Annotated in this window: 9 protein-coding genes, 48 tRNA genes, 4 rRNA genes, 1 other RNA gene and 2 other annotated features; of the genes, 1 reads left to right on the top strand and 61 read right to left on the bottom strand. The window is 39.3% G+C overall.

The window, feature by feature from the left end; translation table 11 throughout:
• Nucleotides 1-2: 2 nt before the first annotated feature.
• The 51 genes from CRIB_RS12075 to CRIB_RS11825 all read right to left on the bottom strand — a co-directional run bounded on the left by CRIB_RS12075 (nt 3) and on the right by CRIB_RS11825 (nt 9910).
• A tRNA-Pro gene (locus CRIB_RS12075) sits at nt 3-79 on the bottom strand.
• A gap of 22 nt (nt 80-101) precedes the next feature.
• Nucleotides 102-178, bottom strand: a tRNA-Ile gene (locus tag CRIB_RS12070).
• 9 nt (nt 179-187) lie between these two features.
• A tRNA-Met gene (locus tag CRIB_RS12065) sits at nt 188-264 on the bottom strand.
• A gap of 9 nt (nt 265-273) precedes the next feature.
• Nucleotides 274-349, bottom strand: a tRNA-Phe gene (locus CRIB_RS12060).
• Between the two features lie 3 nt (nt 350-352).
• Nucleotides 353-441 (bottom strand) — tRNA-Ser (locus CRIB_RS12055).
• A 3-nt stretch (nt 442-444) separates the two neighbouring features.
• Nucleotides 445-520: transfer RNA gene (locus tag CRIB_RS12050), tRNA-Lys, on the bottom strand.
• Between the two features lie 11 nt (nt 521-531).
• Nucleotides 532-607 (bottom strand) — tRNA-Gln (locus CRIB_RS12045).
• An 8-nt stretch (nt 608-615) separates the two neighbouring features.
• A tRNA-Arg gene (locus CRIB_RS12040) sits at nt 616-692 on the bottom strand.
• Nucleotides 693-703: 11 nt separating this feature from the next.
• Nucleotides 704-778, bottom strand: a tRNA-Gly gene (locus CRIB_RS12035).
• Nucleotides 779-793: 15 nt separating this feature from the next.
• Nucleotides 794-877, bottom strand: a tRNA-Leu gene (locus CRIB_RS12030).
• A gap of 19 nt (nt 878-896) precedes the next feature.
• A tRNA-Tyr gene (locus CRIB_RS12025) sits at nt 897-981 on the bottom strand.
• Between the two features lie 3 nt (nt 982-984).
• A tRNA-Thr gene (locus CRIB_RS12020) sits at nt 985-1059 on the bottom strand.
• A 6-nt stretch (nt 1060-1065) separates the two neighbouring features.
• Nucleotides 1066-1141 (bottom strand) — tRNA-Asn (locus tag CRIB_RS12015).
• 16 nt (nt 1142-1157) lie between these two features.
• Nucleotides 1158-1234: transfer RNA gene (locus tag CRIB_RS12010), tRNA-Asp, on the bottom strand.
• A gap of 5 nt (nt 1235-1239) precedes the next feature.
• Nucleotides 1240-1315, bottom strand: a tRNA-Val gene (locus tag CRIB_RS12005).
• 12 nt (nt 1316-1327) lie between these two features.
• A tRNA-Gly gene (locus CRIB_RS12000) sits at nt 1328-1401 on the bottom strand.
• An 18-nt stretch (nt 1402-1419) separates the two neighbouring features.
• Nucleotides 1420-1504, bottom strand: a tRNA-Tyr gene (locus tag CRIB_RS11995).
• Between the two features lie 3 nt (nt 1505-1507).
• Nucleotides 1508-1582, bottom strand: a tRNA-Thr gene (locus tag CRIB_RS11990).
• Between the two features lie 6 nt (nt 1583-1588).
• Nucleotides 1589-1664: transfer RNA gene (locus CRIB_RS11985), tRNA-Asn, on the bottom strand.
• Between the two features lie 16 nt (nt 1665-1680).
• Nucleotides 1681-1757, bottom strand: a tRNA-Asp gene (locus CRIB_RS11980).
• A gap of 5 nt (nt 1758-1762) precedes the next feature.
• Nucleotides 1763-1838 (bottom strand) — tRNA-Val (locus CRIB_RS11975).
• A gap of 12 nt (nt 1839-1850) precedes the next feature.
• Nucleotides 1851-1924, bottom strand: a tRNA-Gly gene (locus CRIB_RS11970).
• Between the two features lie 18 nt (nt 1925-1942).
• Nucleotides 1943-2027: transfer RNA gene (locus CRIB_RS11965), tRNA-Tyr, on the bottom strand.
• A gap of 3 nt (nt 2028-2030) precedes the next feature.
• Nucleotides 2031-2105: transfer RNA gene (locus CRIB_RS11960), tRNA-Thr, on the bottom strand.
• A 6-nt stretch (nt 2106-2111) separates the two neighbouring features.
• A tRNA-Asn gene (locus CRIB_RS11955) sits at nt 2112-2187 on the bottom strand.
• Nucleotides 2188-2203: 16 nt separating this feature from the next.
• Nucleotides 2204-2280: transfer RNA gene (locus tag CRIB_RS11950), tRNA-Asp, on the bottom strand.
• 5 nt (nt 2281-2285) lie between these two features.
• Nucleotides 2286-2361 (bottom strand) — tRNA-Val (locus CRIB_RS11945).
• Between the two features lie 12 nt (nt 2362-2373).
• A tRNA-Gly gene (locus tag CRIB_RS11940) sits at nt 2374-2447 on the bottom strand.
• Nucleotides 2448-2456: 9 nt separating this feature from the next.
• Nucleotides 2457-2531 (bottom strand) — tRNA-Glu (locus CRIB_RS11935).
• Between the two features lie 9 nt (nt 2532-2540).
• A tRNA-Met gene (locus tag CRIB_RS11930) sits at nt 2541-2616 on the bottom strand.
• Between the two features lie 18 nt (nt 2617-2634).
• A tRNA-Leu gene (locus tag CRIB_RS11925) sits at nt 2635-2723 on the bottom strand.
• Between the two features lie 12 nt (nt 2724-2735).
• Nucleotides 2736-2809: transfer RNA gene (locus tag CRIB_RS11920), tRNA-Cys, on the bottom strand.
• 5 nt (nt 2810-2814) lie between these two features.
• Nucleotides 2815-2890: transfer RNA gene (locus CRIB_RS11915), tRNA-Lys, on the bottom strand.
• Nucleotides 2891-2898: 8 nt separating this feature from the next.
• Nucleotides 2899-2975 (bottom strand) — tRNA-His (locus CRIB_RS11910).
• Nucleotides 2976-2982: 7 nt separating this feature from the next.
• Nucleotides 2983-3059, bottom strand: a tRNA-Pro gene (locus tag CRIB_RS11905).
• A 22-nt stretch (nt 3060-3081) separates the two neighbouring features.
• Nucleotides 3082-3158 (bottom strand) — tRNA-Ile (locus CRIB_RS11900).
• A 9-nt stretch (nt 3159-3167) separates the two neighbouring features.
• A tRNA-Met gene (locus CRIB_RS11895) sits at nt 3168-3244 on the bottom strand.
• 7 nt (nt 3245-3251) lie between these two features.
• Nucleotides 3252-3327 (bottom strand) — tRNA-Phe (locus CRIB_RS11890).
• Between the two features lie 3 nt (nt 3328-3330).
• Nucleotides 3331-3419: transfer RNA gene (locus CRIB_RS11885), tRNA-Ser, on the bottom strand.
• Nucleotides 3420-3422: 3 nt separating this feature from the next.
• A tRNA-Lys gene (locus tag CRIB_RS11880) sits at nt 3423-3498 on the bottom strand.
• Between the two features lie 168 nt (nt 3499-3666).
• Nucleotides 3667-3750, bottom strand: a tRNA-Leu gene (locus tag CRIB_RS11875).
• Between the two features lie 19 nt (nt 3751-3769).
• Nucleotides 3770-3854: transfer RNA gene (locus CRIB_RS11870), tRNA-Tyr, on the bottom strand.
• Nucleotides 3855-3857: 3 nt separating this feature from the next.
• Nucleotides 3858-3932 (bottom strand) — tRNA-Thr (locus CRIB_RS11865).
• Nucleotides 3933-3938: 6 nt separating this feature from the next.
• Nucleotides 3939-4014 (bottom strand) — tRNA-Asn (locus CRIB_RS11860).
• Between the two features lie 16 nt (nt 4015-4030).
• A tRNA-Asp gene (locus CRIB_RS11855) sits at nt 4031-4107 on the bottom strand.
• A 5-nt stretch (nt 4108-4112) separates the two neighbouring features.
• Nucleotides 4113-4188 (bottom strand) — tRNA-Val (locus tag CRIB_RS11850).
• 7 nt (nt 4189-4195) lie between these two features.
• Nucleotides 4196-4270, bottom strand: a tRNA-Glu gene (locus CRIB_RS11845).
• A gap of 3 nt (nt 4271-4273) precedes the next feature.
• Nucleotides 4274-4390, bottom strand: a 5S ribosomal RNA gene (gene rrf / locus CRIB_RS11840).
• Nucleotides 4391-4525: 135 nt separating this feature from the next.
• Nucleotides 4526-7425: ribosomal RNA gene (locus tag CRIB_RS11835) — 23S ribosomal RNA — on the bottom strand.
• A 143-nt stretch (nt 7426-7568) separates the two neighbouring features.
• Nucleotides 7569-9073: ribosomal RNA gene (locus tag CRIB_RS11830) — 16S ribosomal RNA — on the bottom strand.
• Together the 16S, 23S and 5S rRNA genes with 47 tRNA genes alongside form the textbook arrangement of a ribosomal RNA operon.
• Before the next feature lie 606 nt (nt 9074-9679).
• Nucleotides 9680-9910 carry a glutaredoxin family protein gene (locus CRIB_RS11825; protein WP_180702516.1) on the bottom strand — a complete coding sequence of 77 codons (231 nt, stop codon included), beginning with the start codon at nt 9908-9910 and terminating at the stop codon, nt 9680-9682.
• Between the two features lie 179 nt (nt 9911-10089).
• Between CRIB_RS11825 and CRIB_RS11820 the strand changes: the two genes are divergently transcribed.
• Nucleotides 10090-11286: an MGDG synthase family glycosyltransferase gene (locus CRIB_RS11820; RefSeq protein WP_180702515.1), complete on the top strand. Its 1197-nt coding sequence runs from the start codon at nt 10090-10092 to the stop codon at nt 11284-11286.
• A 119-nt stretch (nt 11287-11405) separates the two neighbouring features.
• Here CRIB_RS11820 and CRIB_RS11815 read toward each other — a convergent pair whose 3' ends face one another.
• From CRIB_RS11815 to rrf (CRIB_RS11770), 10 genes are all read right to left on the bottom strand, one after another.
• A complete protein-coding gene (locus CRIB_RS11815) occupies nt 11406-11615 on the bottom strand; it encodes a hypothetical protein (RefSeq protein ID WP_180702514.1) in 210 nt (69 codons plus the stop codon).
• 47 nt (nt 11616-11662) lie between these two features.
• On the bottom strand, nt 11663-12262 hold the full coding sequence (recR, locus tag CRIB_RS11810) for a recombination mediator RecR (protein ID WP_180702513.1): 600 nt from the start codon (nt 12260-12262) through the stop codon (nt 11663-11665).
• Between the two features lie 11 nt (nt 12263-12273).
• A complete protein-coding gene (locus CRIB_RS11805) occupies nt 12274-12618 on the bottom strand; it encodes a YbaB/EbfC family nucleoid-associated protein (RefSeq protein WP_180702512.1) in 345 nt (114 codons plus the stop codon).
• Between the two features lie 63 nt (nt 12619-12681).
• Entirely contained in the window at nt 12682-14319 is a 1638-nt protein-coding gene (dnaX, locus tag CRIB_RS11800) for a DNA polymerase III subunit gamma/tau (protein WP_180702511.1), read from the bottom strand.
• A 154-nt stretch (nt 14320-14473) separates the two neighbouring features.
• Nucleotides 14474-14738: signal recognition particle sRNA large type (gene ffs / locus CRIB_RS11795), an RNA gene on the bottom strand.
• 28 nt (nt 14739-14766) lie between these two features.
• A tRNA-Ser gene (locus CRIB_RS11790) sits at nt 14767-14858 on the bottom strand.
• A gap of 3 nt (nt 14859-14861) precedes the next feature.
• A complete protein-coding gene (locus CRIB_RS11785; RefSeq protein ID WP_180702510.1) occupies nt 14862-15314 on the bottom strand; it encodes a nucleoside deaminase in 453 nt (150 codons plus the stop codon).
• A gap of 509 nt (nt 15315-15823) precedes the next feature.
• A complete protein-coding gene (gene serS, locus CRIB_RS11780; RefSeq protein WP_180702509.1) occupies nt 15824-17107 on the bottom strand; it encodes a serine--tRNA ligase in 1284 nt (427 codons plus the stop codon).
• A gap of 165 nt (nt 17108-17272) precedes the next feature.
• Nucleotides 17273-17492 (bottom strand) — a binding site (T-box leader).
• Between the two features lie 398 nt (nt 17493-17890).
• Nucleotides 17891-18415, bottom strand: coding sequence for a transcription repressor NadR (locus CRIB_RS11775; protein WP_180702508.1), 525 nt, complete (start codon nt 18413-18415; stop codon nt 17891-17893).
• A gap of 337 nt (nt 18416-18752) precedes the next feature.
• Nucleotides 18753-18869: ribosomal RNA gene (gene rrf / locus CRIB_RS11770) — 5S ribosomal RNA — on the bottom strand.
• 96 nt (nt 18870-18965) lie between these two features.
• Nucleotides 18966-19826: a sequence feature (23S ribosomal RNA rRNA prediction is too short), on the bottom strand.

Below are 19826 nucleotides of genomic sequence, written 5' to 3'. Positions count from 1 at the left end.
ATTGGTCGAGGTGGAGGGACTCGAACCCCCGGCCCCATGGTCCCAAACCACGTGCGCTACCAAACTGCGCTACACCTCGAAGTACTTATTTTAAATTAATATGGTGGACCATCAGGGACTCGAACCCCAGACCTACCGGTTATGAGCCGGGCGCTCTAACCAACTGAGCTAATGGTCCACATTAATTTGGTAGCGGTAACAGGAGTCGAACCTGTGACCTTTCGGGTATGAACCGAACGCTCTAGCCAACTAAGCTATACCGCCATAATAAAATGGTGCCCAGAGGCGGAATCGAACCACCGACACGGGGATTTTCAGTCCCCTGCTCTACCGACTGAGCTATCTGGGCATTTGGCGGAGAGGGTGGGATTCGAACCCACGGTGCCGTTAAGCATCACTGGTTTTCAAGACCAGCTCCTTAAACCACTCGGACACCTCTCCACTTGGTGATCCATCCGCGACTCGAACGCGGGACACCCTGATTAAAAGTCAGGTGCTCTACCGACTGAGCTAATGGATCAAATATTAACTTGGCAGGGGATGCAGGACTCGAACCTACGCATGTAGCAGTCAAAGTGCTATGCCTTACCGACTTGGCGAATCCCCTAAATAAAGTGGTGAGCGCACAGGGATTCGAACCCCGGACACACGCCTTAGAAGGGCGTTGCTCTATCCAGCTGAGCTATGCACCCACATTATTTTTTGGAGCGGGAAACGAGATTCGAACTCGCGACTTTCACCTTGGCAAGGTGACGCTCTACCACTGAACTATTCCCGCATGATAAAAGTAAAGTGGTGCGGATGAAGGGAGTCGAACCCCCACGCCGTAGGCGCCAGATCCTAAGTCTGGTGCGTCTGCCAATTCCGCCACATCCGCATTTTACTTCATATATAGTTGGTGGAGGATGGTGGATTCGAACCACCGAAAGCAATGCTAACAGATTTACAGTCTGCCCCCTTTGGCCGCTCGGGAAATCCTCCACGTGGAGCTGGTGATAGGAATCGAACCTACAACCTGCTGATTACAAGTCAGCTGCTCTACCGTTGAGCCACACCAGCATATATTGGCGGGAATAACAGGACTCGAACCTGTGACCCATTGATTAACAGTCAATTGCTCTACCAACTGAGCCATATTCCCGCGTATTTAATTAAGTTGGCGACCTGGAAGGGACTCGAACCCTCGACCTCCAGCGTGACAGGCTGGCATTCTAACCAGCTGAACTACCAGGCCGCAAATGGTGGGACTAACAGGGCTCGAACCTGTGACCCCCTGCTTGTAAGGCAGGTGCTCTCCCAGCTGAGCTATAGTCCCATAAGTTTAATCTGGAGCGGGTGAAGGGGATCGAACCCTCACAGCCGGCTTGGAAGGCCGGAACTCTACCATTGAGCTACACCCGCATATTTAATTTATATAGTTGGTGGAGGATGGTGGATTCGAACCACCGAAAGCAATGCTAACAGATTTACAGTCTGCCCCCTTTGGCCGCTCGGGAAATCCTCCACGTGGAGCTGGTGATAGGAATCGAACCTACAACCTGCTGATTACAAGTCAGCTGCTCTACCGTTGAGCCACACCAGCATATATTGGCGGGAATAACAGGACTCGAACCTGTGACCCATTGATTAACAGTCAATTGCTCTACCAACTGAGCCATATTCCCGCGTATTTAATTAAGTTGGCGACCTGGAAGGGACTCGAACCCTCGACCTCCAGCGTGACAGGCTGGCATTCTAACCAGCTGAACTACCAGGCCGCAAATGGTGGGACTAACAGGGCTCGAACCTGTGACCCCCTGCTTGTAAGGCAGGTGCTCTCCCAGCTGAGCTATAGTCCCATAAGTTTAATCTGGAGCGGGTGAAGGGGATCGAACCCTCACAGCCGGCTTGGAAGGCCGGAACTCTACCATTGAGCTACACCCGCATATTTAATTTATATAGTTGGTGGAGGATGGTGGATTCGAACCACCGAAAGCAATGCTAACAGATTTACAGTCTGCCCCCTTTGGCCGCTCGGGAAATCCTCCACGTGGAGCTGGTGATAGGAATCGAACCTACAACCTGCTGATTACAAGTCAGCTGCTCTACCGTTGAGCCACACCAGCATATATTGGCGGGAATAACAGGACTCGAACCTGTGACCCATTGATTAACAGTCAATTGCTCTACCAACTGAGCCATATTCCCGCGTATTTAATTAAGTTGGCGACCTGGAAGGGACTCGAACCCTCGACCTCCAGCGTGACAGGCTGGCATTCTAACCAGCTGAACTACCAGGCCGCAAATGGTGGGACTAACAGGGCTCGAACCTGTGACCCCCTGCTTGTAAGGCAGGTGCTCTCCCAGCTGAGCTATAGTCCCATAAGTTTAATCTGGAGCGGGTGAAGGGGATCGAACCCTCACAGCCGGCTTGGAAGGCCGGAACTCTACCATTGAGCTACACCCGCATATTTAATTGGTGACCCATAGGGGAATCGAACCCCTGTTACCGCCGTGAAAGGGCGGTGTCTTGACCGCTTGACCAATGGGCCATATTTATTTGGTTGCGGAGGCAGGACTCGAACCTGCGACCTTCGGGTTATGAGCCCGACGAGCTGCCAACTGCTCCACCCCGCGATATTAAGGGTAAAAAAATGGTGCCGAAGACCGGAATCGAACCGGTACGGGAGGTAAGTCCCGCAGGATTTTAAGTCCTGTGCGTCTGCCAATTCCGCCACTTCGGCATTCAATTTTTTTGGAGGCGACACCCAGATTCGAACTGGGGATCAAGGAGTTGCAGTCCACTGCCTTACCACTTGGCTATGTCGCCGTACTTGGTGATCCATCCGCGACTCGAACGCGGGACACCCTGATTAAAAGTCAGGTGCTCTACCGACTGAGCTAATGGATCAAATTATATGGGGTGGATAATGAGAGTCGAACTCACGACCTCCAGAGCCACAATCTGGCGCTCTAACCAACTGAGCTATACCCACCATATATTGGTCGAGGTGGAGGGACTCGAACCCCCGGCCCCATGGTCCCAAACCACGTGCGCTACCAAACTGCGCTACACCTCGAAGTACTTATTTTAAATTAATATGGTGGACCATCAGGGACTCGAACCCCGGACCTACCGGTTATGAGCCGGGCGCTCTAACCAACTGAGCTAATGGTCCACATTAATTTGGTAGCGGTAACAGGAGTCGAACCTGTGACCTTTCGGGTATGAACCGAACGCTCTAGCCAACTAAGCTATACCGCCATATTTATGGTGCCCAGAGGCGGAATCGAACCACCGACACGGGGATTTTCAGTCCCCTGCTCTACCGACTGAGCTATCTGGGCATTTGGCGGAGAGGGTGGGATTCGAACCCACGGTGCCGTTAAGCATCACTGGTTTTCAAGACCAGCTCCTTAAACCACTCGGACACCTCTCCATTTGGTGATCCATCCGCGACTCGAACGCGGGACACCCTGATTAAAAGTCAGGTGCTCTACCGACTGAGCTAATGGATCAAATATTAATTTGGCAGGGGATGCAGGACTCGAACCTACGCATGTAGCAGTCAAAGTGCTATGCCTTACCGACTTGGCGAATCCCNATTCGAACCCCGGACACACGCCTTAGAAGGGCGTTGCTCTATCCAGCTGAGCTATGCACCCACATTATTTTAAAAAGTAAAGTGGTGCGGATGAAGGGAGTCGAACCCCCACGCCGTAGGCGCCAGATCCTAAGTCTGGTGCGTCTGCCAATTCCGCCACATCCGCATTTTACTTCATATATAGTTGGTGGAGGATGGTGGATTCGAACCACCGAAAGCAATGCTAACAGATTTACAGTCTGCCCCCTTTGGCCGCTCGGGAAATCCTCCACGTGGAGCTGGTGATAGGAATCGAACCTACAACCTGCTGATTACAAGTCAGCTGCTCTACCGTTGAGCCACACCAGCATATATTGGCGGGAATAACAGGACTCGAACCTGTGACCCATTGATTAACAGTCAATTGCTCTACCAACTGAGCCATATTCCCGCGTATTTAATTAAGTTGGCGACCTGGAAGGGACTCGAACCCTCGACCTCCAGCGTGACAGGCTGGCATTCTAACCAGCTGAACTACCAGGCCGCAAATGGTGGGACTAACAGGGCTCGAACCTGTGACCCCCTGCTTGTAAGGCAGGTGCTCTCCCAGCTGAGCTATAGTCCCGAGATATTGGTGACCCATAGGGGAATCGAACCCCTGTTACCGCCGTGAAAGGGCGGTGTCTTGACCGCTTGACCAATGGGCCTTAACATGGCTACGTGCTACTCTCCCAGGCAGTCACCCACCAAGTACCATCGCCGCTAAAGAGCTTAACTTCTGTGTTCGGTATGGGAACAGGTGTATCCTCTTTGCTATAATAACCATATTACAATTTTTCGTCCTTTTCTTAAGGACAAGTATAATATTAACATTTTTAATTAATAATGTCAATACTTTTTTATAAAGTTTTTTCAAAGTTAGTACTCTGAAAACTGCATATCATTTAATTCCATCATTTATTTTGGTCAAGTCCTCGACCTATTAGTATCGATAAGCTAAATACATTACTGCACTTACACCTTCGACCTATCAACCAGGTAGTCTTCCTGGGGTCTTACCCTTACGGTGGGAAATCTTATCTTGAAGTTGGCTTCGCGCTTAGATGCTTTCAGCGCTTATCCATTCCGTACATAGCTACCCAGCCATGCCCTTGGCAGAACAACTGGTACACCAGAGGTACGTCCATCCCGGTCCTCTCGTACTAAGGACAGGTCTTCTCAAATTTCCTACGCCTGCGACGGATAGGGACCGAACTGTCTCACGACGTTCTGAACCCAGCTCGCGTACCACTTTAATGGGCGAACAGCCCAACCCTTGGGACCTACTACAGCCCCAGGATGTGATGAGCCGACATCGAGGTGCCAAACCTCCCCGTCGATGTGGACTCTTGGGGGAGATAAGCCTGTTATCCCCAGGGTAGCTTTTATCCGTTGAGCGATGGCCCTTCCATGCGGTACCACCGGATCACTAAGTCCGACTTTCGTCCTTGCTCGACCTGTATGTCTTGCAATCAAGCTTCCTTTTGCCTTTACACTCTTCGCACGATTTCCGACCGTGCTGAGGAAACCTTTGAGCGCCTCCGTTACTTTTTAGGAGGCGACCGCCCCAGTCAAACTGCCCACCTGACGGTGTTCCAAGACCTGATTCAAGGCCTATGGTTAGGATCCCAGTACTACAAGGGTGGTATCCCAAGGTTGACTCCACACAGACTGGCGTCCATGCTTCTTAGTCTCCCACCTATCCTGTACATGTAGTACCAAGACCCAACGTCAAGCTACAGTAAAGCTCCATGGGGTCTTTCCGTCCTGTCGCAGGTACCCGGCATCTTCACCGGGATTACAATTTCACCGAGTCTATTGTTGAGACAGTGCCCAAATCGTTACGCCTTTCGTGCGGGTCGGAACTTACCCGACAAGGAATTTCGCTACCTTAGGACCGTTATAGTTACGGCCGCCGTTTACTGGGGCTTAAGTTCACTGCTTCGATTGCTCTAACAGATCCCCTTAACCTTCCAGCACCGGGCAGGCGTCAGCTCCTATACATCGTCTTGCGACTTAGCAGAAACCTGTGTTTTTGGTAAACAGTCGCTTGGGCCTATTCTCTGCGGCCTGTCATAGACAGGCACCCCTTCTCCCTAAGTTACGGGGTCATTTTGCCGAGTTCCTTAACAATAGTTCTCTCGCTGGCCTTAGGATACTCTCCTCACCCACCTGTGTCGGTTTACGGTACGGGCACCTTTAAACTCGATAGAAGCTTTTCTTGACAGTGTGAAATCAGCTACTTCGCCCCGAAGGGCTTCCCCATCACATCCTAGCATTGTCTAAACGGATTTGCCTATTTAGACTGCCTCAATGCTTAGCCGTACATAACCAACAGTACGGTTAGCTTATCCTACTGTGTCACTCCATCTCTCAAACGCTTATTGGCGGTACAGGAATATCAACCTGTTGTCCATCACCTACGCCTTTCGGCCTCGGCTTAGGTCCCGACTAACCCAGGGCGGACGAACCTTCCCCTGGAAACCTTGGGTTTACGGCCCGTGGGATTCTCACCCACGTCTCGCTACTCATGCCAACATTCTCACTCGTATACTGTCCACATGTCCTTACGGTCATGCTTCAGCCTGCATACGAAGCTCCCCTACCCATCATAATTGATGCCGTAGCTTCGGTAGTACGTTTTAGCCCCGGAAATTTTCGGCGCAGGATCACTCGACCAGTGAGCTATTACGCACTCTTTAAATGAGTGGCTGCTTCTAAGCCAACATCCTGGTTGTCTGTGCAATCCCACATCCTTTACCACTTAACGTACATTTAGGGACCTTAGCTGACGATCTGGGCTGTTGCCCTTTTGACTATGAATCTTATCACCCACAGTCTGACTCCCAAGTAAAAGAAAACGGCATTCGGAGTTTGATAGTCTTCGGTAAGTGCAATACCCCCTAGGACATTCAGTGCTCTACCTCCGTTTCTCTACGCTTGAGGCTAGCCCTAAAGCTATTTCGGGGAGAACCAGCTATCTCCGGGCTCGATTGGAATTTCACCGCTATCCACAAGTCATCCCCGAGCTTTTCAACGCTCGTGGGTTCGGTCCTCCACGAAATTTTACTTTCGCTTCAACCTGCTCATGGATAGGTCGCCCGGTTTCGGGTCTACGCCAAGTAACTTAATCGCCCATTTAAGACTCGCTTTCGCTACGGCTCCACACCTTAAGTGCTTAACCTTGCTACTTAACGTAACTCGTTGGCCCGTTCTACAAAAAGTACGCGGTCACACAAGTAATGTGCTCCCACAGCTTGTAAGTACAGGGTTTCAGGTTCTATTTCACTCCCCTCCCGGGGTTCTTTTCACCTTTCCCTCACGGTACTATGCGCTATCGGTCACTAGGTAGTATTTAGGCTTGGAGGATGGTCCCTCCTGCTTCCCACAGGGTTTCACGTGTCCCGTGGTACTCTGGATCATATCTAAAGAATTATCGTTTTAACTACGTGGCTATTACACTTTATAGCGGAGCTTTCCAACTCTCTTCATCTACGATGACCTCTTCGTTAATGACATGTCCGCAACCCCAACGAAGTAAACTTCATTGGTTTGGCCTGTTCCGCGTTCGCTCGCCGCTACTTACGGAATCGAATTTCTTTCTCTTCCTCCGGGTACTTAGATGTTTCAGTTCCCCGGGTTCCCCTCGCTAAGCTATGTATTCACTTAACGATACTTAGACATTACTCTAAGTGAGTTTCCTCATTCGGAAATCTTCGGATCAAAGTTTACGTGCAACTCCCCGAAGCTTATCGCAGCTTATCACGTCCTTCATCGGCTCCTAGTGCCAAGGCATCCGCCCTGCACCCTTAATAACTTGACCAGTTATTAGAGTTGTAATTTTAAAGACTTTTCTTGTCTATATATGTTTAAAATGATGTCATATCACTAAATGTTATGCAGTTTTCAAGGTACTAACATTGAGGAATGAACCCTCAAAATTAAACAGTAGGTAATTCTCCTTAGAAAAGAGGTGATCCAGCCGCACCTTCCGATACGGCTACCTTGTTACGACTTCACCCCAGTTATTGATTTCACCTTCGACACTCGCTTCCCAAAAGGGTTAGCTAAGTGGCTTCGGGCGCCCCCAACTTCCGTGGTGTGACGGGCGGTGTGTACAAGACCCGGGAACGCATTCACCGCAGCATTCTGATCTGCGATTACTAGTAACTCCAGCTTCATGTAGGCGAGTTTCAGCCTACAATCCGAACTGAGAATGGCTTTAAGGGATTAGCTCCGCCTCACGACTTGGCTGCCCTCTGTACCACCCATTGTAGCACGTGTGTAGCCCTAAGCATAAGGGGCATGATGATTTGACGTCATCCCCACCTTCCTCCAGGTTATCCCTGGCAGTCCCTCTAGAGTGCCCAACTTAATGCTGGCAACTAAAGGCAAGGGTTGCGCTCGTTGCGGGACTTAACCCAACATCTCACGACACGAGCTGACGACAACCATGCACCACCTGTCACTTCTGTCCCCGAAGGGAAAGATGCTATTAGGCATCGGTCAAAAGGATGTCAAGCTTAGGTAAGGTTCTTCGCGTTGCTTCGAATTAAACCACATGCTCCGCTACTTGTGCGGGTCCCCGTCAATTCCTTTGAGTTTCACTCTTGCGAGCGTACTTCCCAGGCGGAGTACTTAATGCGTTAGCTGCGCCACCGAAGGGGGTAACCTCCGACAGCTAGTACTCATCGTTTACGGCGTGGACTACCAGGGTATCTAATCCTGTTTGCTCCCCACGCTTTCGTGCCTCAGTGTCAGTTACAGTCCAGAGAGCCGCCTTCGCAACTGGTGTTCCTCCTAATATCTACGCATTTCACCGCTACACTAGGAATTCCACTCTCCTCTCCTGCACTCAAGTTTCCCAGTTTCAAAGGCTTACTACGGTTGAGCCGTAGCCTTTCACCTCTGACTTAAGAAACCACCTACGCACCCTTTACGCCCAGTAATTCCGGATAACGCTAGCCCCCTACGTATTACCGCGGCTGCTGGCACGTAGTTAGCCGGGGCTTCCTCCTCAAGTACCGTCATTATCTTCCTTGAGGACAGAGCTTTACGACCCGAAGGCCTTCATCGCTCACGCGGCGTTGCTGCATCAGGCTTTCGCCCATTGTGCAATATTCCCCACTGCTGCCTCCCGTAGGAGTTTGGACCGTGTCTCAGTTCCAATGTGGCCGATCACCCTCTCAGGTCGGCTACTGATCGTCGCCTTGGTAAGCCGTTACCTTACCAACTAGCTAATCAGACGCGGGTCCATCCTGTACCGCAAAAGCTTTGATACTTCTACCATGCGATAAAAGTATTTTATCTCGTATTAGCATACCTTTCGGTATGTTATCCGTGTGTACAGGGCAGGTTACCCACGCGTTACTCACCCGTCCGCCGCTCTTTACCGAAGTAAATCGCTCGACTTGCATGTGTTAGGCACGCCGCCAGCGTTCATCCTGAGCCAGGATCAAACTCTCAAATAAAAGTTGTTACCTGCTCAGACTAATCATTATCTGAATATCTGGCTTGGTTTGTTTAGTTTCAATTCTATAAATTAACCTACTGTTTAATTTTCAAAGTTCATTTTCACAACTTCTTAAGTTTACCAAAGTTATCTTTCTTTGTCAACCTATTTTTTTAAGTTGTTTTTATTTGTTTTTCCTTTTTCTTAAGGACAAGTAATAATATATCATCTTATATTCATATCGTCAATACTTTTTTTATATTTTTATTTTATATTTTTATTTTTACTTCTGTATATAAAATTATTCTATATTAGAATATCCCATTTTATCGGATTTATACAGCTATATATAACTTAATTTAACGTGTTGTGCTAGTTAATTTTAGTTATTAAAAATACTAGACTTTATAATAGGGTATTTTCATAGCTAAAAATCTATACATAGTATTTTGAATATATTCAATAGATTAACTAGCATAACATATTAATTTAAAGCTTTTATAATTTATAATAAAATAATATCCATACTTTTATTTTTTATATTCTTTCAAAATTATAACATTAGTAAAAAAATTATTTTAGAAATTTTACCTAATATTTATCTATTATTAATTCTTCTTTTAATTTATTTTTGTAATAAACTTTCTATTCTATTTAAATCAAATCCTAATACATGTTCTCCATCTATAAGTATAACTGGAATAGACATATATCCCATTCTTATTAGCTCTCTTTTAGCTTCTAAATCTTTAGATATATTGTATTCTTTAAATTCTATATTTCTATTTTTAAAATATTCTTTAACTTTAATACACTGGATACATGTGTCACTAGTATATATTTCTATATTTTTCATTTAATATACCTCCTAAGCACTATATGCTTGTATTTTTTTATTCTATTAGATTATTATTATCATATATCAGTTAATAATAATTTAATACTATGTAATATTTTAGTTTTTTAAAGTATAATTAATAATACATAAAATTATATGATTGTTCAATATACTCTATTATATTAGGAGGAACTTTTATGATCAAAAAAGTACTAATCATGTCAGCATCTACTGGCGGCGGGCATAATAGAGCTGCTCGCGCAATTAAGGAAGAACTTGAAAGTAGAACTATAGATAATATGTCGATAGAATGTGAAATTGTCGATAGTTTAAAGTTAGTTAATAATACAATGGATAAAGTAATTTCTGGAGGTTATGAAAAATCAGCACTATATACACCTAAAGCATATGGCAGTGTATATAGATTTTCCGAAACTAGTCTTGCCTCTAAAAATGAATTTAAAGGAAATCCCCTTACATCTTTAATGGCTAGAAAATTCAAGCATTTATTAAATGACTCTAGTCCTGATTTAATTATAGGAACTCACCCATTTCCTATGATAGCTCTTAGCACATTGAAAAAAAATAATAATATTCATTCTTTAAGTCGAAGTGAAAGCTTCTATAAATCTACTAAAGTGGATATACCACCTATGATATCCGTTTTAACAGACTATACTACACACTCAACGTGGATTCAAAATGAAATTGATTATTATATTGTTGGACATGAATATGTTAAAGAGTTGCTAGTATACGAAGGAGTTGACAGTGAAAAAGTTAAGGCTTTTGGAATTCCTGTTGAAAAATCTTTCTTAAGTCATAGAGATAGAGAAACTGTATTAACTGAACTTGGCTTATCTCCTGAAAAATTAACTGTCTTACTTATGGGTGGAAGTTTCGGAGCTGGTAATATAAAAGAAACATTAGAGGAATTACTTACTGTAGATAGAGATTTTCAAATATTAGTAGTTACTGGAAGAAATGAGCATTTAAAAGACAGATTATCAAAAATGTTAGATTCCACTATACATAATAAAAATATATGTTTATTAGGATATACGAATAAAATGAATGATATCTTAGCTTCTATTGATGTATTAATATCAAAACCTGGTGGTCTTACTACTACAGAAGCATTGCTTAATGATGTACCTATGATTGTGCCATACTTTATACCCGGCCAAGAAGAAGAAAATTTAGACTTCTTAACTAATTGTGGTGCTGCACTTAGAACAACTAAAAAGTATAGCTTACCTGTTTTACTGAAAGTACTTATAGATGATCCTTCTAGATTAGATAGTCTTAGAAAAAATATAAAGTCTATACGAAAATTCAATTCGGCAGTCAATATCTCTAACTTAGTTGTAGATATATTAAGCAGTAATGAATAAACTTTAATATATGCTAAATAAATATACTTATAAAAAAGAGCCTTGAAATAATTTTATTATTACTTGGCTCTCTTTTGCTATAAAAAATATTTAAATATCATTATCTAAAAACCTTAAACTTAGTATCTCGGCTCATAAAAATCTTCTTCATAATCATATTGATAATTCTTATAATTATTTCTAAATTCACTACTCATATTGCTTGAAGTTTTTTTTGATTTTTTCTTAATCAAAGCATCTATATCTATATTTTTTGATTTTTTTTCCTCTGATATAGTACTAGCTTTTTTCATAGATTTATATTTTTCTAAATTCATAGTTGTTTCCATATTACACTCCTATTAAACATAAAAACCGAGGTATATACCTCGATTTTTTATATTTCTCTTCTACCTTCTAAAGCTTTAGATATAGTAACCTCATCAGCATACTCTAAATCTCCACCTACAGGTAGACCATGTGCTATTCTTGTAACTTTTATACCCATAGGTTTTAAAAGCCTTGCTATGTACATAGCTGTTGCTTCCCCTTCTATCGTTGGGTTAGTAGCCATTATTATCTCTTTTACGTCTTGCGCTCCTAATCTTTGTATCAGCTCTTTTATCTTTATCATGTCAGGTCCTATGCCATCCATAGGAGATATAACGCCATTTAATACATGATATTGACCTTTAAACTCTCTAGTTCTTTCCATTGCTGCTACATCTCTTGGATCTTCCACAACACATATTACACTAGAATCTCTATTTTTATTAGAACACATACTACAAGGGTCTGTATCTGTTATATTGCAACAAATAGAACAATATTTTATTTCTCTCTTAGCTTCTATTATAGCTTTAGATAAAGCTTCTACATCATTAGTATTCATATTTATAATATGAAATGCTAATCTTTGAGCAGTTTTTCTTCCAACTCCAGGAAGCTTTGAAAATTCTTCTATCAGCCTAGTTATAGGCCCTGTATAAACTTGCATATAATCACCTACTAGAATAATCCTGGTATATTCATTCCTCCAGTTACTTTGCTCATTTGACTTGATTGCATTTCGTCAACACTTCTTAATGCTTCATTAACTGCACTTAAAACTAAGTCTTGTAACATTTCTATATCATCTGGATCAACTACTTCAGGTTTTATATTTATATCTATTAATTCTTTCTTACCATTAACCTTTACTGTAACAGCTCCTCCACCAACAGAAGACTCTATTTCCTTTGCTTCTAACTCAGCTTGCATTTTTTGCATATTTTCTTGCATTTTTTGAGCTTGCTTTAATAAATTATTCATATTTCCAGGCATCATTCCGCCTCCAAAACCTCTTTTAGCCATAACTAAAATCCTCCTTTTAAAATTTATATATATTTTATTATTATATCATAATCTTTTTTATTATTACTCTTGTTTTTCTTCATTATCTTTTATTTCAAGTATATCTTCATTAACTATAGACTTTAGTAATTCTTCACCTTTATCCATTTTATCGTTTTTTATTTCTAGCTCTATATCTTTAACTTCAGACTCTAATATTATTTTTATACTAAAGCTTCTATTAATAGTTTCTCTTATCATTTGTTCTATATATGATATAGTTTCTGGGTTACTTAATCTTTTCTTTGCAAATTCAAATCCATGTCCATAAATTATATATAAGTTATTATTATAAACATTAAACCCACTCACATCACCTAATAAGAAATATACCGGCATCTGTTTATTTACTTTATCTTCTTTTATTTTCTGCCTTATCTTCTGCCATGATGACTCTATTAATTTAACATCTTCACTTTTTACATTTTCATATACTATTTCTTTAGGTTCTTCTTCCTCTATAACTATCTCATTGTTCGATATATGATTCTCCCTTGTATTTATTGTTATATTACCGCTTTCAATAGTTTTTTCTAAATTTTCTATTCTTTTTATTAAAGCTTCTTTGCTTTCATCAAACATAGGTTGAGCAGTTTTCATAATAGTAACTTCTGCTAATACTCTGGGATTTGATGATGTTTTCATATTATCTTGAGTCTCTGATAATATATTTAAAATTCTTATTAAATCATTTATATCTACTATCTTAGATTGTTCTTTTAATTGTTTTATCGTTTCTTCTGGAAGTGATATAATCTCATCTAATTCTGTTGAGACTTTACAGACCATTAAATTTCTAAAATGATCTATCAAGTCATTTATTAAATTTCTTATATCCTTCCCCCATACAACAAACTCATTTAATATATGAAGAGATTTCTTTGTATCCTGATCTATTATTGACTGAGCCATTTCGAATAATTGCTCTATATTAACTGTTCCTAATAACTCTACAGCATCTTTGTATTCTATTTTATTATCTGAAAAAGATATACATTGATCTAATATACTAAGAGCATCTCTTAATGCTCCCTGAGAGTTTCTAGCAATTAAGTTTAGTGCTTTTTCTTCTACTTCTATATTTTCTTCATCACAAATCCTTTGCATCCTAGTAGTCATATCTTTAACAGTAACTCTCTTAAAATCAAACCTTTGACATCTTGATAAAATTGTCGCTGGTATTTTATGAGGTTCTGTAGTAGCTAATATAAATATTACATATGATGGTGGCTCTTCTAAAGTCTTTAATAATGCATTAAATGCACCTTGAGATAACATGTGTACCTCATCTATTATATATACTTTATACTTAGCCTTAGCTGGAGAATATTTAACACTTTCTCTAAGCTCCCTTATATCATCTACACTATTGTTAGAAGCAGCATCTATTTCTACTACATCCATAACATTATCATTTAATATATCTCTACACACTTCACATTCATTACAAGGCTCTTGATCAACACTATTCTCACAGTTAACAGCCCTTGCAAATATCTTAGCTGTAGATGTTTTACCAGTACCTCTTGTACCTGAAAATAAGTAAGCGTGACCTACATTATTATTTTCTATCTGATTCTTTAATGTTCTTATAATATGTTCCTGACCCACAACATCTTCAAAATTTTGAGGTCTATACGATCTATATAATGCTTTATGCATTCCTCTCTCTCCTTAATGTAAAAATCAATCTAATATATTAATTTCCTATATCTTGAAATATTATATCATTATATTTAATAAAGTTATATAAATTAAAATTTTTGCATATTAAAAAAATCCCTGATTAAAGGGATTCTATTTTATATATTAAATGCTGTACACCATCTATTGACTTTACTTCACAAGCGTTACCTAAACAGTTAACTCGGCTTAGGCACCCCTGCGGCACACGAAAGTGATCACTTACCGCTGCTTCCTTCCGGATCTGACGGGGTTCATGAGCTTTCGTTGCGCAGGACCTAAGCGTCAACATCACTTATTTAGGGCAGCCTTACAAAGCAAAAGCCTCTAGATGGAATTCAATCCTGCTATAGCGGATTGCAGGTTACAGGGCACCGCTACCTCCCCATCTAGTACAGCAAAATTACAACCATATTTAATATTCTCTGGCGGAGAGTATGGGATTCGAACCCATGATACGTTTTTGACGTATACTCACTTTCCAGGCGAGCGCCTTCGACCATCTCGACCAACTCTCCATATTATCTTTTCCTTAAATTCTTAAAAAATTCTTGTAATATATTAGAGCATTCTTCTTGTAATACACCGAATGTGGTCTCGATATTATTATATTTATAATAATCTATTTTAAATTCATGTTGTTTTTCTGTATATGCATTTTTTATATGTTTTGTTCCAATTATAAGTTTTTTTATTCTAGAGTGAACTATTGCTCCACTACACATTATACACGGCTCCATCGTTACATATAAATCACAATCAACTAGTCTCCATCCACCTAACTTTTCTGAAGCTTGTCTTATAGCTAAAACTTCTGCATGAGCTGTACAATCATTTAACGTTTCAGTTAAATTATGAGCCCTTGCTATAATTTCATTATTCTTTACAATTACAGCTCCTATAGGTGTTTCACCTTTTTCATATGCTTTATTTGCTTCTTTTAAAGCCTCTTTCATGTAGTATGAGTTTTCCATATATCCTCCTAAAACTTACAACAAGTTTATATTAACATAGTTTATTTTATATTTCAACTTAAATTTAAATATTAATACTATTAATATAAACTCATATATGCATAGTGCTCTATATACAAAATAAATAACTTAATCTGTCGTGCTACTTATTCCCTACACATATTTAAAATGTTACATAAAATTTTTTAGTAATTATTTTTTTATTATAAACGCTAGTACTTTCAAAAATATAATTTATCTAATACAATGAATTAATCTGTTATGCTAGTTTTCTTACTAAACCTATTGAAATTACTATATAGTTTTTTAGCTATCAAAATGTAGATTTTAGACTATAGTATTTTCAATAATAATATTCAATTATCACAGCGATCTAATATATTTTTAATAAGGTTTTAGACTTAATCATTAATAAATTATATTTATATAAACTATATTTTATTAAAAATATATAAGAGTATCTTAAAATAATAATCTTAGGATACTCTTATATTTATATAAACTATATCTTATAATTCATTTTTCTTTATAACATCTACACCCATATATGGTCTTAATACTTCTGGAACAACTACAGATCCATCAGCTTGTTGATAGTTTTCTAATATAGCCGCTAAAGTTCTTCCTACTGCTAATCCTGAACCATTTAATGTATGAACATATTCAGCTTTAGATTTTTTATCTCTCTTGAATCTTATACCAGCTCTTCTAGCTTGGAAATCTTCAAAGTTTGAACAAGAAGATATTTCAACATATCTGTTGTAACTTGGCATCCAGACTTCTAAGTCATACTTGAATGCTGCAGTGAATCCTAAATCACCTGTACATATTCTAACTACTCTGTATGGTAATCCTAATAATTGTAACATTCTTTCTGCATCATTAGTTAATTTTTCTAACTCTTCATAAGAATTTTGAGGATCACAGAATTTAACTAATTCAACTTTGTTGAATTGATGTTGTCTTACTAAACCTCTTGTATCTCTACCAGCAGATCCTGCTTCAGATCTGAAACATGGTGTATATGCACAATACTTTATAGGTAATTGATCTGCAGTTAATATTTCATCTCTATGTATATTAGTTACTGGAACCTCTGCAGTTGGTATTAAGAAATATTCCATACCTTCTATCTTAAACATATCTTCTTCGAACTTTGGTAATTGTCCTGTTCCTATAAAACTTGCTCTATTTGCCATGAATGGAGGTAACACTTCTGTATATCCATGTTCTGCTGTATGAGTGTTTAAGAAGAAGTTTATTATAGATCTTTCAAGTCTTGCTCCTAAACCTTTATATAAAGTAAATCTTGAACCTGTTATTTTACCAGCAGTTTCAAAATCTAATATTCCAAGATCTGTACCTAGATCCCAGTGTGCTTTACTTTCAAAGTCAAACTTTGGAGTTTCTCCCCATTGTCTTATTTCAACATTATCTTCATCTGTCGTTCCTTGTGGAACATCTGGGTGAGGAACATTAGGGATTCTCATTAAGTTATATTCCATTTCCCCTTCAACTGCTCTAACTTGCTCATCTATAGCCTTTATCTTATCTGATAATTCTTTTAACTGAGCCTTTGCAGCATCTACATCTTTACCTTCTTTTATAAGTTGAGGTATTTTCTTAGATTCAACATTTAACTCATTTTTCATTACTTCAACTTCTTTAAGTAATTCTCTTCTCTTATCGTCTAATGCAACTACAGCATCTAAATCGAATTCTTTTTCCCCTCTTCTATCCATTGCTTTTTTTATGTCTTCTAAGTTTTCTCTTATTCTTTTTATATCTAGCATTTTACTTCCTCCTATTTTTATTTTATAGCTATTTTCTAGCTTATCTTTTAATACATATGTACATTTAGATAACGTTATCTTTTTAAAATTTATCTTAAGATTTTTGTTGAATAACTTTCCTAAAACAATTAATTGTAATAAAAAAAGACCTTCTATCCCCCTATAAAAAGGGACGAAAGTCTTTAATCCGCGTTGCCACCCTAATTGACCATACAGTATATGTATAGTCCTCTCAATCCTGTAACGTAGGTATACGTCTAATCTTACTATTATTTCCGACTAGAAGCTCTGGAATGGATTCAAAAATCATTGCAATGAGTTCACACCAACCACTCACTCTCTGAATACAAAAATATTTTTTACTATTTTCCTTCATAGCTTTTAAACTAATTGTTTTATTTGATAATCATTATATTATATATATAACCAAGTTTCAATAGTATTATTCAAACTTTTTATTATTTTATTTTAGTTAAAATATTTGCTTTTATAATTAAAAATTAATCTATTGTGATAGTTATTTTACTAAACATATTAAAATTACTATATATGTTTTAATAATAATTCTACATTATAAAATACTTTTATTGTTTATGGTACTTTTAAACAATACAAAATGATAACTTTACTTGATGAAGTATTTTAATTAAAACATATATATATTTTTTTTGAACTATAAAAATATATATTACTAGATTCTAGTATTTTCAATAATTATATTTAACTAGCACAACGAGTTAATTAGATTATTTTTGCAAAATAATGTTTTATAATTTTTATAGACTATTTTTTGCTATTATTTGCAAGTATATTTTTATCTAATAATGAGGAAATAATTTCATCTAATATCTCTTCACTTTTTGCTTCAATTGTGTGAAAATGGCTATTTTTTGTTAATGTTGATAATTGTTTAAATTCATCACTTGAGGCTTTTTTCATAAATTTATCTATATCTCTATTAGAAGCTATATCTAAATCTACTTTAATTTCTCCATAAATCGGATGTTTTACTATTACATCTTTTACTTTACCACCTAAATCTACTATAGTCTTTAACTCATTATAAAATTCATCTTCATCAGTATGGTTTCTGCATTCTATAACTTTAGATGACATTTTAGTATTATATATTACATACCCTTGAGGAGTAGCTATTATATCTACTCCTGTTGCTCTTATTAAAGCTATATCTTGAACTATTACTTGTCGGCTTACATTTAAAATATTCGCTAACTCATCACCCTTTATAGGATTGGTTGATTTATTTAATATACTCAATAGTAACTCTCTTCTCTCTTTAGTGTTCATAATTTACCCCTTCCAAACTTATAAATTATATTTCTTCTCTATATAATATTACTTACAATCGATATCACTAATCTATATTATATCATTATATATTTTATTTTGTATAATCCTAGTACAATATTAACTATAATGCTTAAAATTATAAAAATTCGCTTCGCTCATGTCGTTAACAACTCCGTCCTTTGTTCAAAATCTTTTTTAAGCTCAAAAATAGCTTATTGATATTACTTACATTCAGAATTTATCCACATTTTTTTAAGTATTATAATATCCTTAAGCGTAAAAAATGCCTTTAAATGATAAAAATCATATTAAAGGCATTTTTTAAAAAAAGATTACGTGGCTACGTCTTACTCTCCCAGGCAATTACCCACCAAGTACCATCAGCGCTAAAGAGCTTAACTTCTGTGTTCGGTATGGGAACAGGTGTATCCTCTTTGCTATAATAACCACATAATCTTTCAATTAACTTTTTATAAAGTTTTTTCAAAGTTAGTACTCTGAAAACTGCATACCATTTAGAATTCCATCATTTCTTTTGGTCAAGTCCTCGACCTATTAGTATCGATAAGCTAAATACATTACTGCACTTACACCTTCGACCTATCAACCAGGTAGTCTTCCTGGGGTCTTACCCTTACGGTGGGAAATCTTATCTTGAAGTTGGCTTCGCGCTTAGATGCTTTCAGCGCTTATCCATTCCGTACATAGCTACCCAGCCATGCCCTTGGCAGAACAACTGGTACACCAGAGGTACGTCCATCCCGGTCCTCTCGTACTAAGGACAGGTCTTCTCAAATTTCCTACGCCTGCGACGGATAGGGACCGAACTGTCTCACGACGTTCTGAACCCAGCTCGCGTACCACTTTAATGGGCGAACAGCCCAACCCTTGGGACCTACTACAGCCCCAGGATGTGATGAGCCGACATCGAGGTGCCAAACCTCCCCGTCGATGTGGACTCTTGGGGGAGATAAGCCTGTTATCCCCAGGGTAGCTTTTATCCGTTGAGCGATGGCCCTTCCATGCGGTACCACCGGATCACTAAGTCCGACTTTCGTCCTTGCTCGACCTGTATGTCTTGCAATCAAGCTTCCTTTTGCCTTTACACTCTTCGCACGATTTCCGACCGTGCTGAGGAAACCTTTGAGCGCCTCCGTTACTTTTTAGGAGGCGACCGCCCCAGTCAAACTGCCCACCTGACGGTGTTCCAAGACCTGATTCAAGGCCTATGGTTAGGATCCCAGTACTACAAGGGTGGTATCCCAAGGTTGACTCCACACAGACTGGCGTCCATGCTTCTTAGTCTCCCACCTATCCTGTACATGTAGTACCAAGACCCAACGTCAAGCTACAGTAAAGCTCCATGGGGTCTTTCCGTCCTGTCGCAGGTACCCGGCATCTTCACCGG

Source organism: Romboutsia ilealis (assembly GCF_900015215.1).
In the GTDB taxonomy this organism is placed as follows: domain Bacteria; phylum Bacillota; class Clostridia; order Peptostreptococcales; family Peptostreptococcaceae; genus Romboutsia; species Romboutsia ilealis.
This window is presented reverse-complemented; position numbering and strand designations above follow the sequence as displayed.

Bases quoted from the DNA above. Each gene is read 5' to 3' on its own strand.
- CRIB_RS11775 (WP_180702508.1), bottom strand. From the start codon at position 18,415: ATGAACACTAAAGAGAGAAGAGAGTTACTATTGAGTATATTAAATAAA.
- CRIB_RS11820 (WP_180702515.1), top strand. From the start codon at position 10,090: ATGATCAAAAAAGTACTAATCATGTCAGCATCTACTGGCGGCGGGCAT.
- CRIB_RS11825 (WP_180702516.1), bottom strand. From the start codon at position 9,910: ATGAAAAATATAGAAATATATACTAGTGACACATGTATCCAGTGTATT.
- serS (WP_180702509.1), bottom strand. From the start codon at position 17,107: ATGCTAGATATAAAAAGAATAAGAGAAAACTTAGAAGACATAAAAAAA.
- CRIB_RS11805 (WP_180702512.1), bottom strand. From the start codon at position 12,618: ATGGCTAAAAGAGGTTTTGGAGGCGGAATGATGCCTGGAAATATGAAT.
- dnaX (WP_180702511.1), bottom strand. From the start codon at position 14,319: ATGCATAAAGCATTATATAGATCGTATAGACCTCAAAATTTTGAAGAT.
- CRIB_RS11815 (WP_180702514.1), bottom strand. From the start codon at position 11,615: ATGGAAACAACTATGAATTTAGAAAAATATAAATCTATGAAAAAAGCT.
- recR (WP_180702513.1), bottom strand. From the start codon at position 12,262: ATGCAAGTTTATACAGGGCCTATAACTAGGCTGATAGAAGAATTTTCA.
- CRIB_RS11785 (WP_180702510.1), bottom strand. From the start codon at position 15,314: ATGGAAAACTCATACTACATGAAAGAGGCTTTAAAAGAAGCAAATAAA.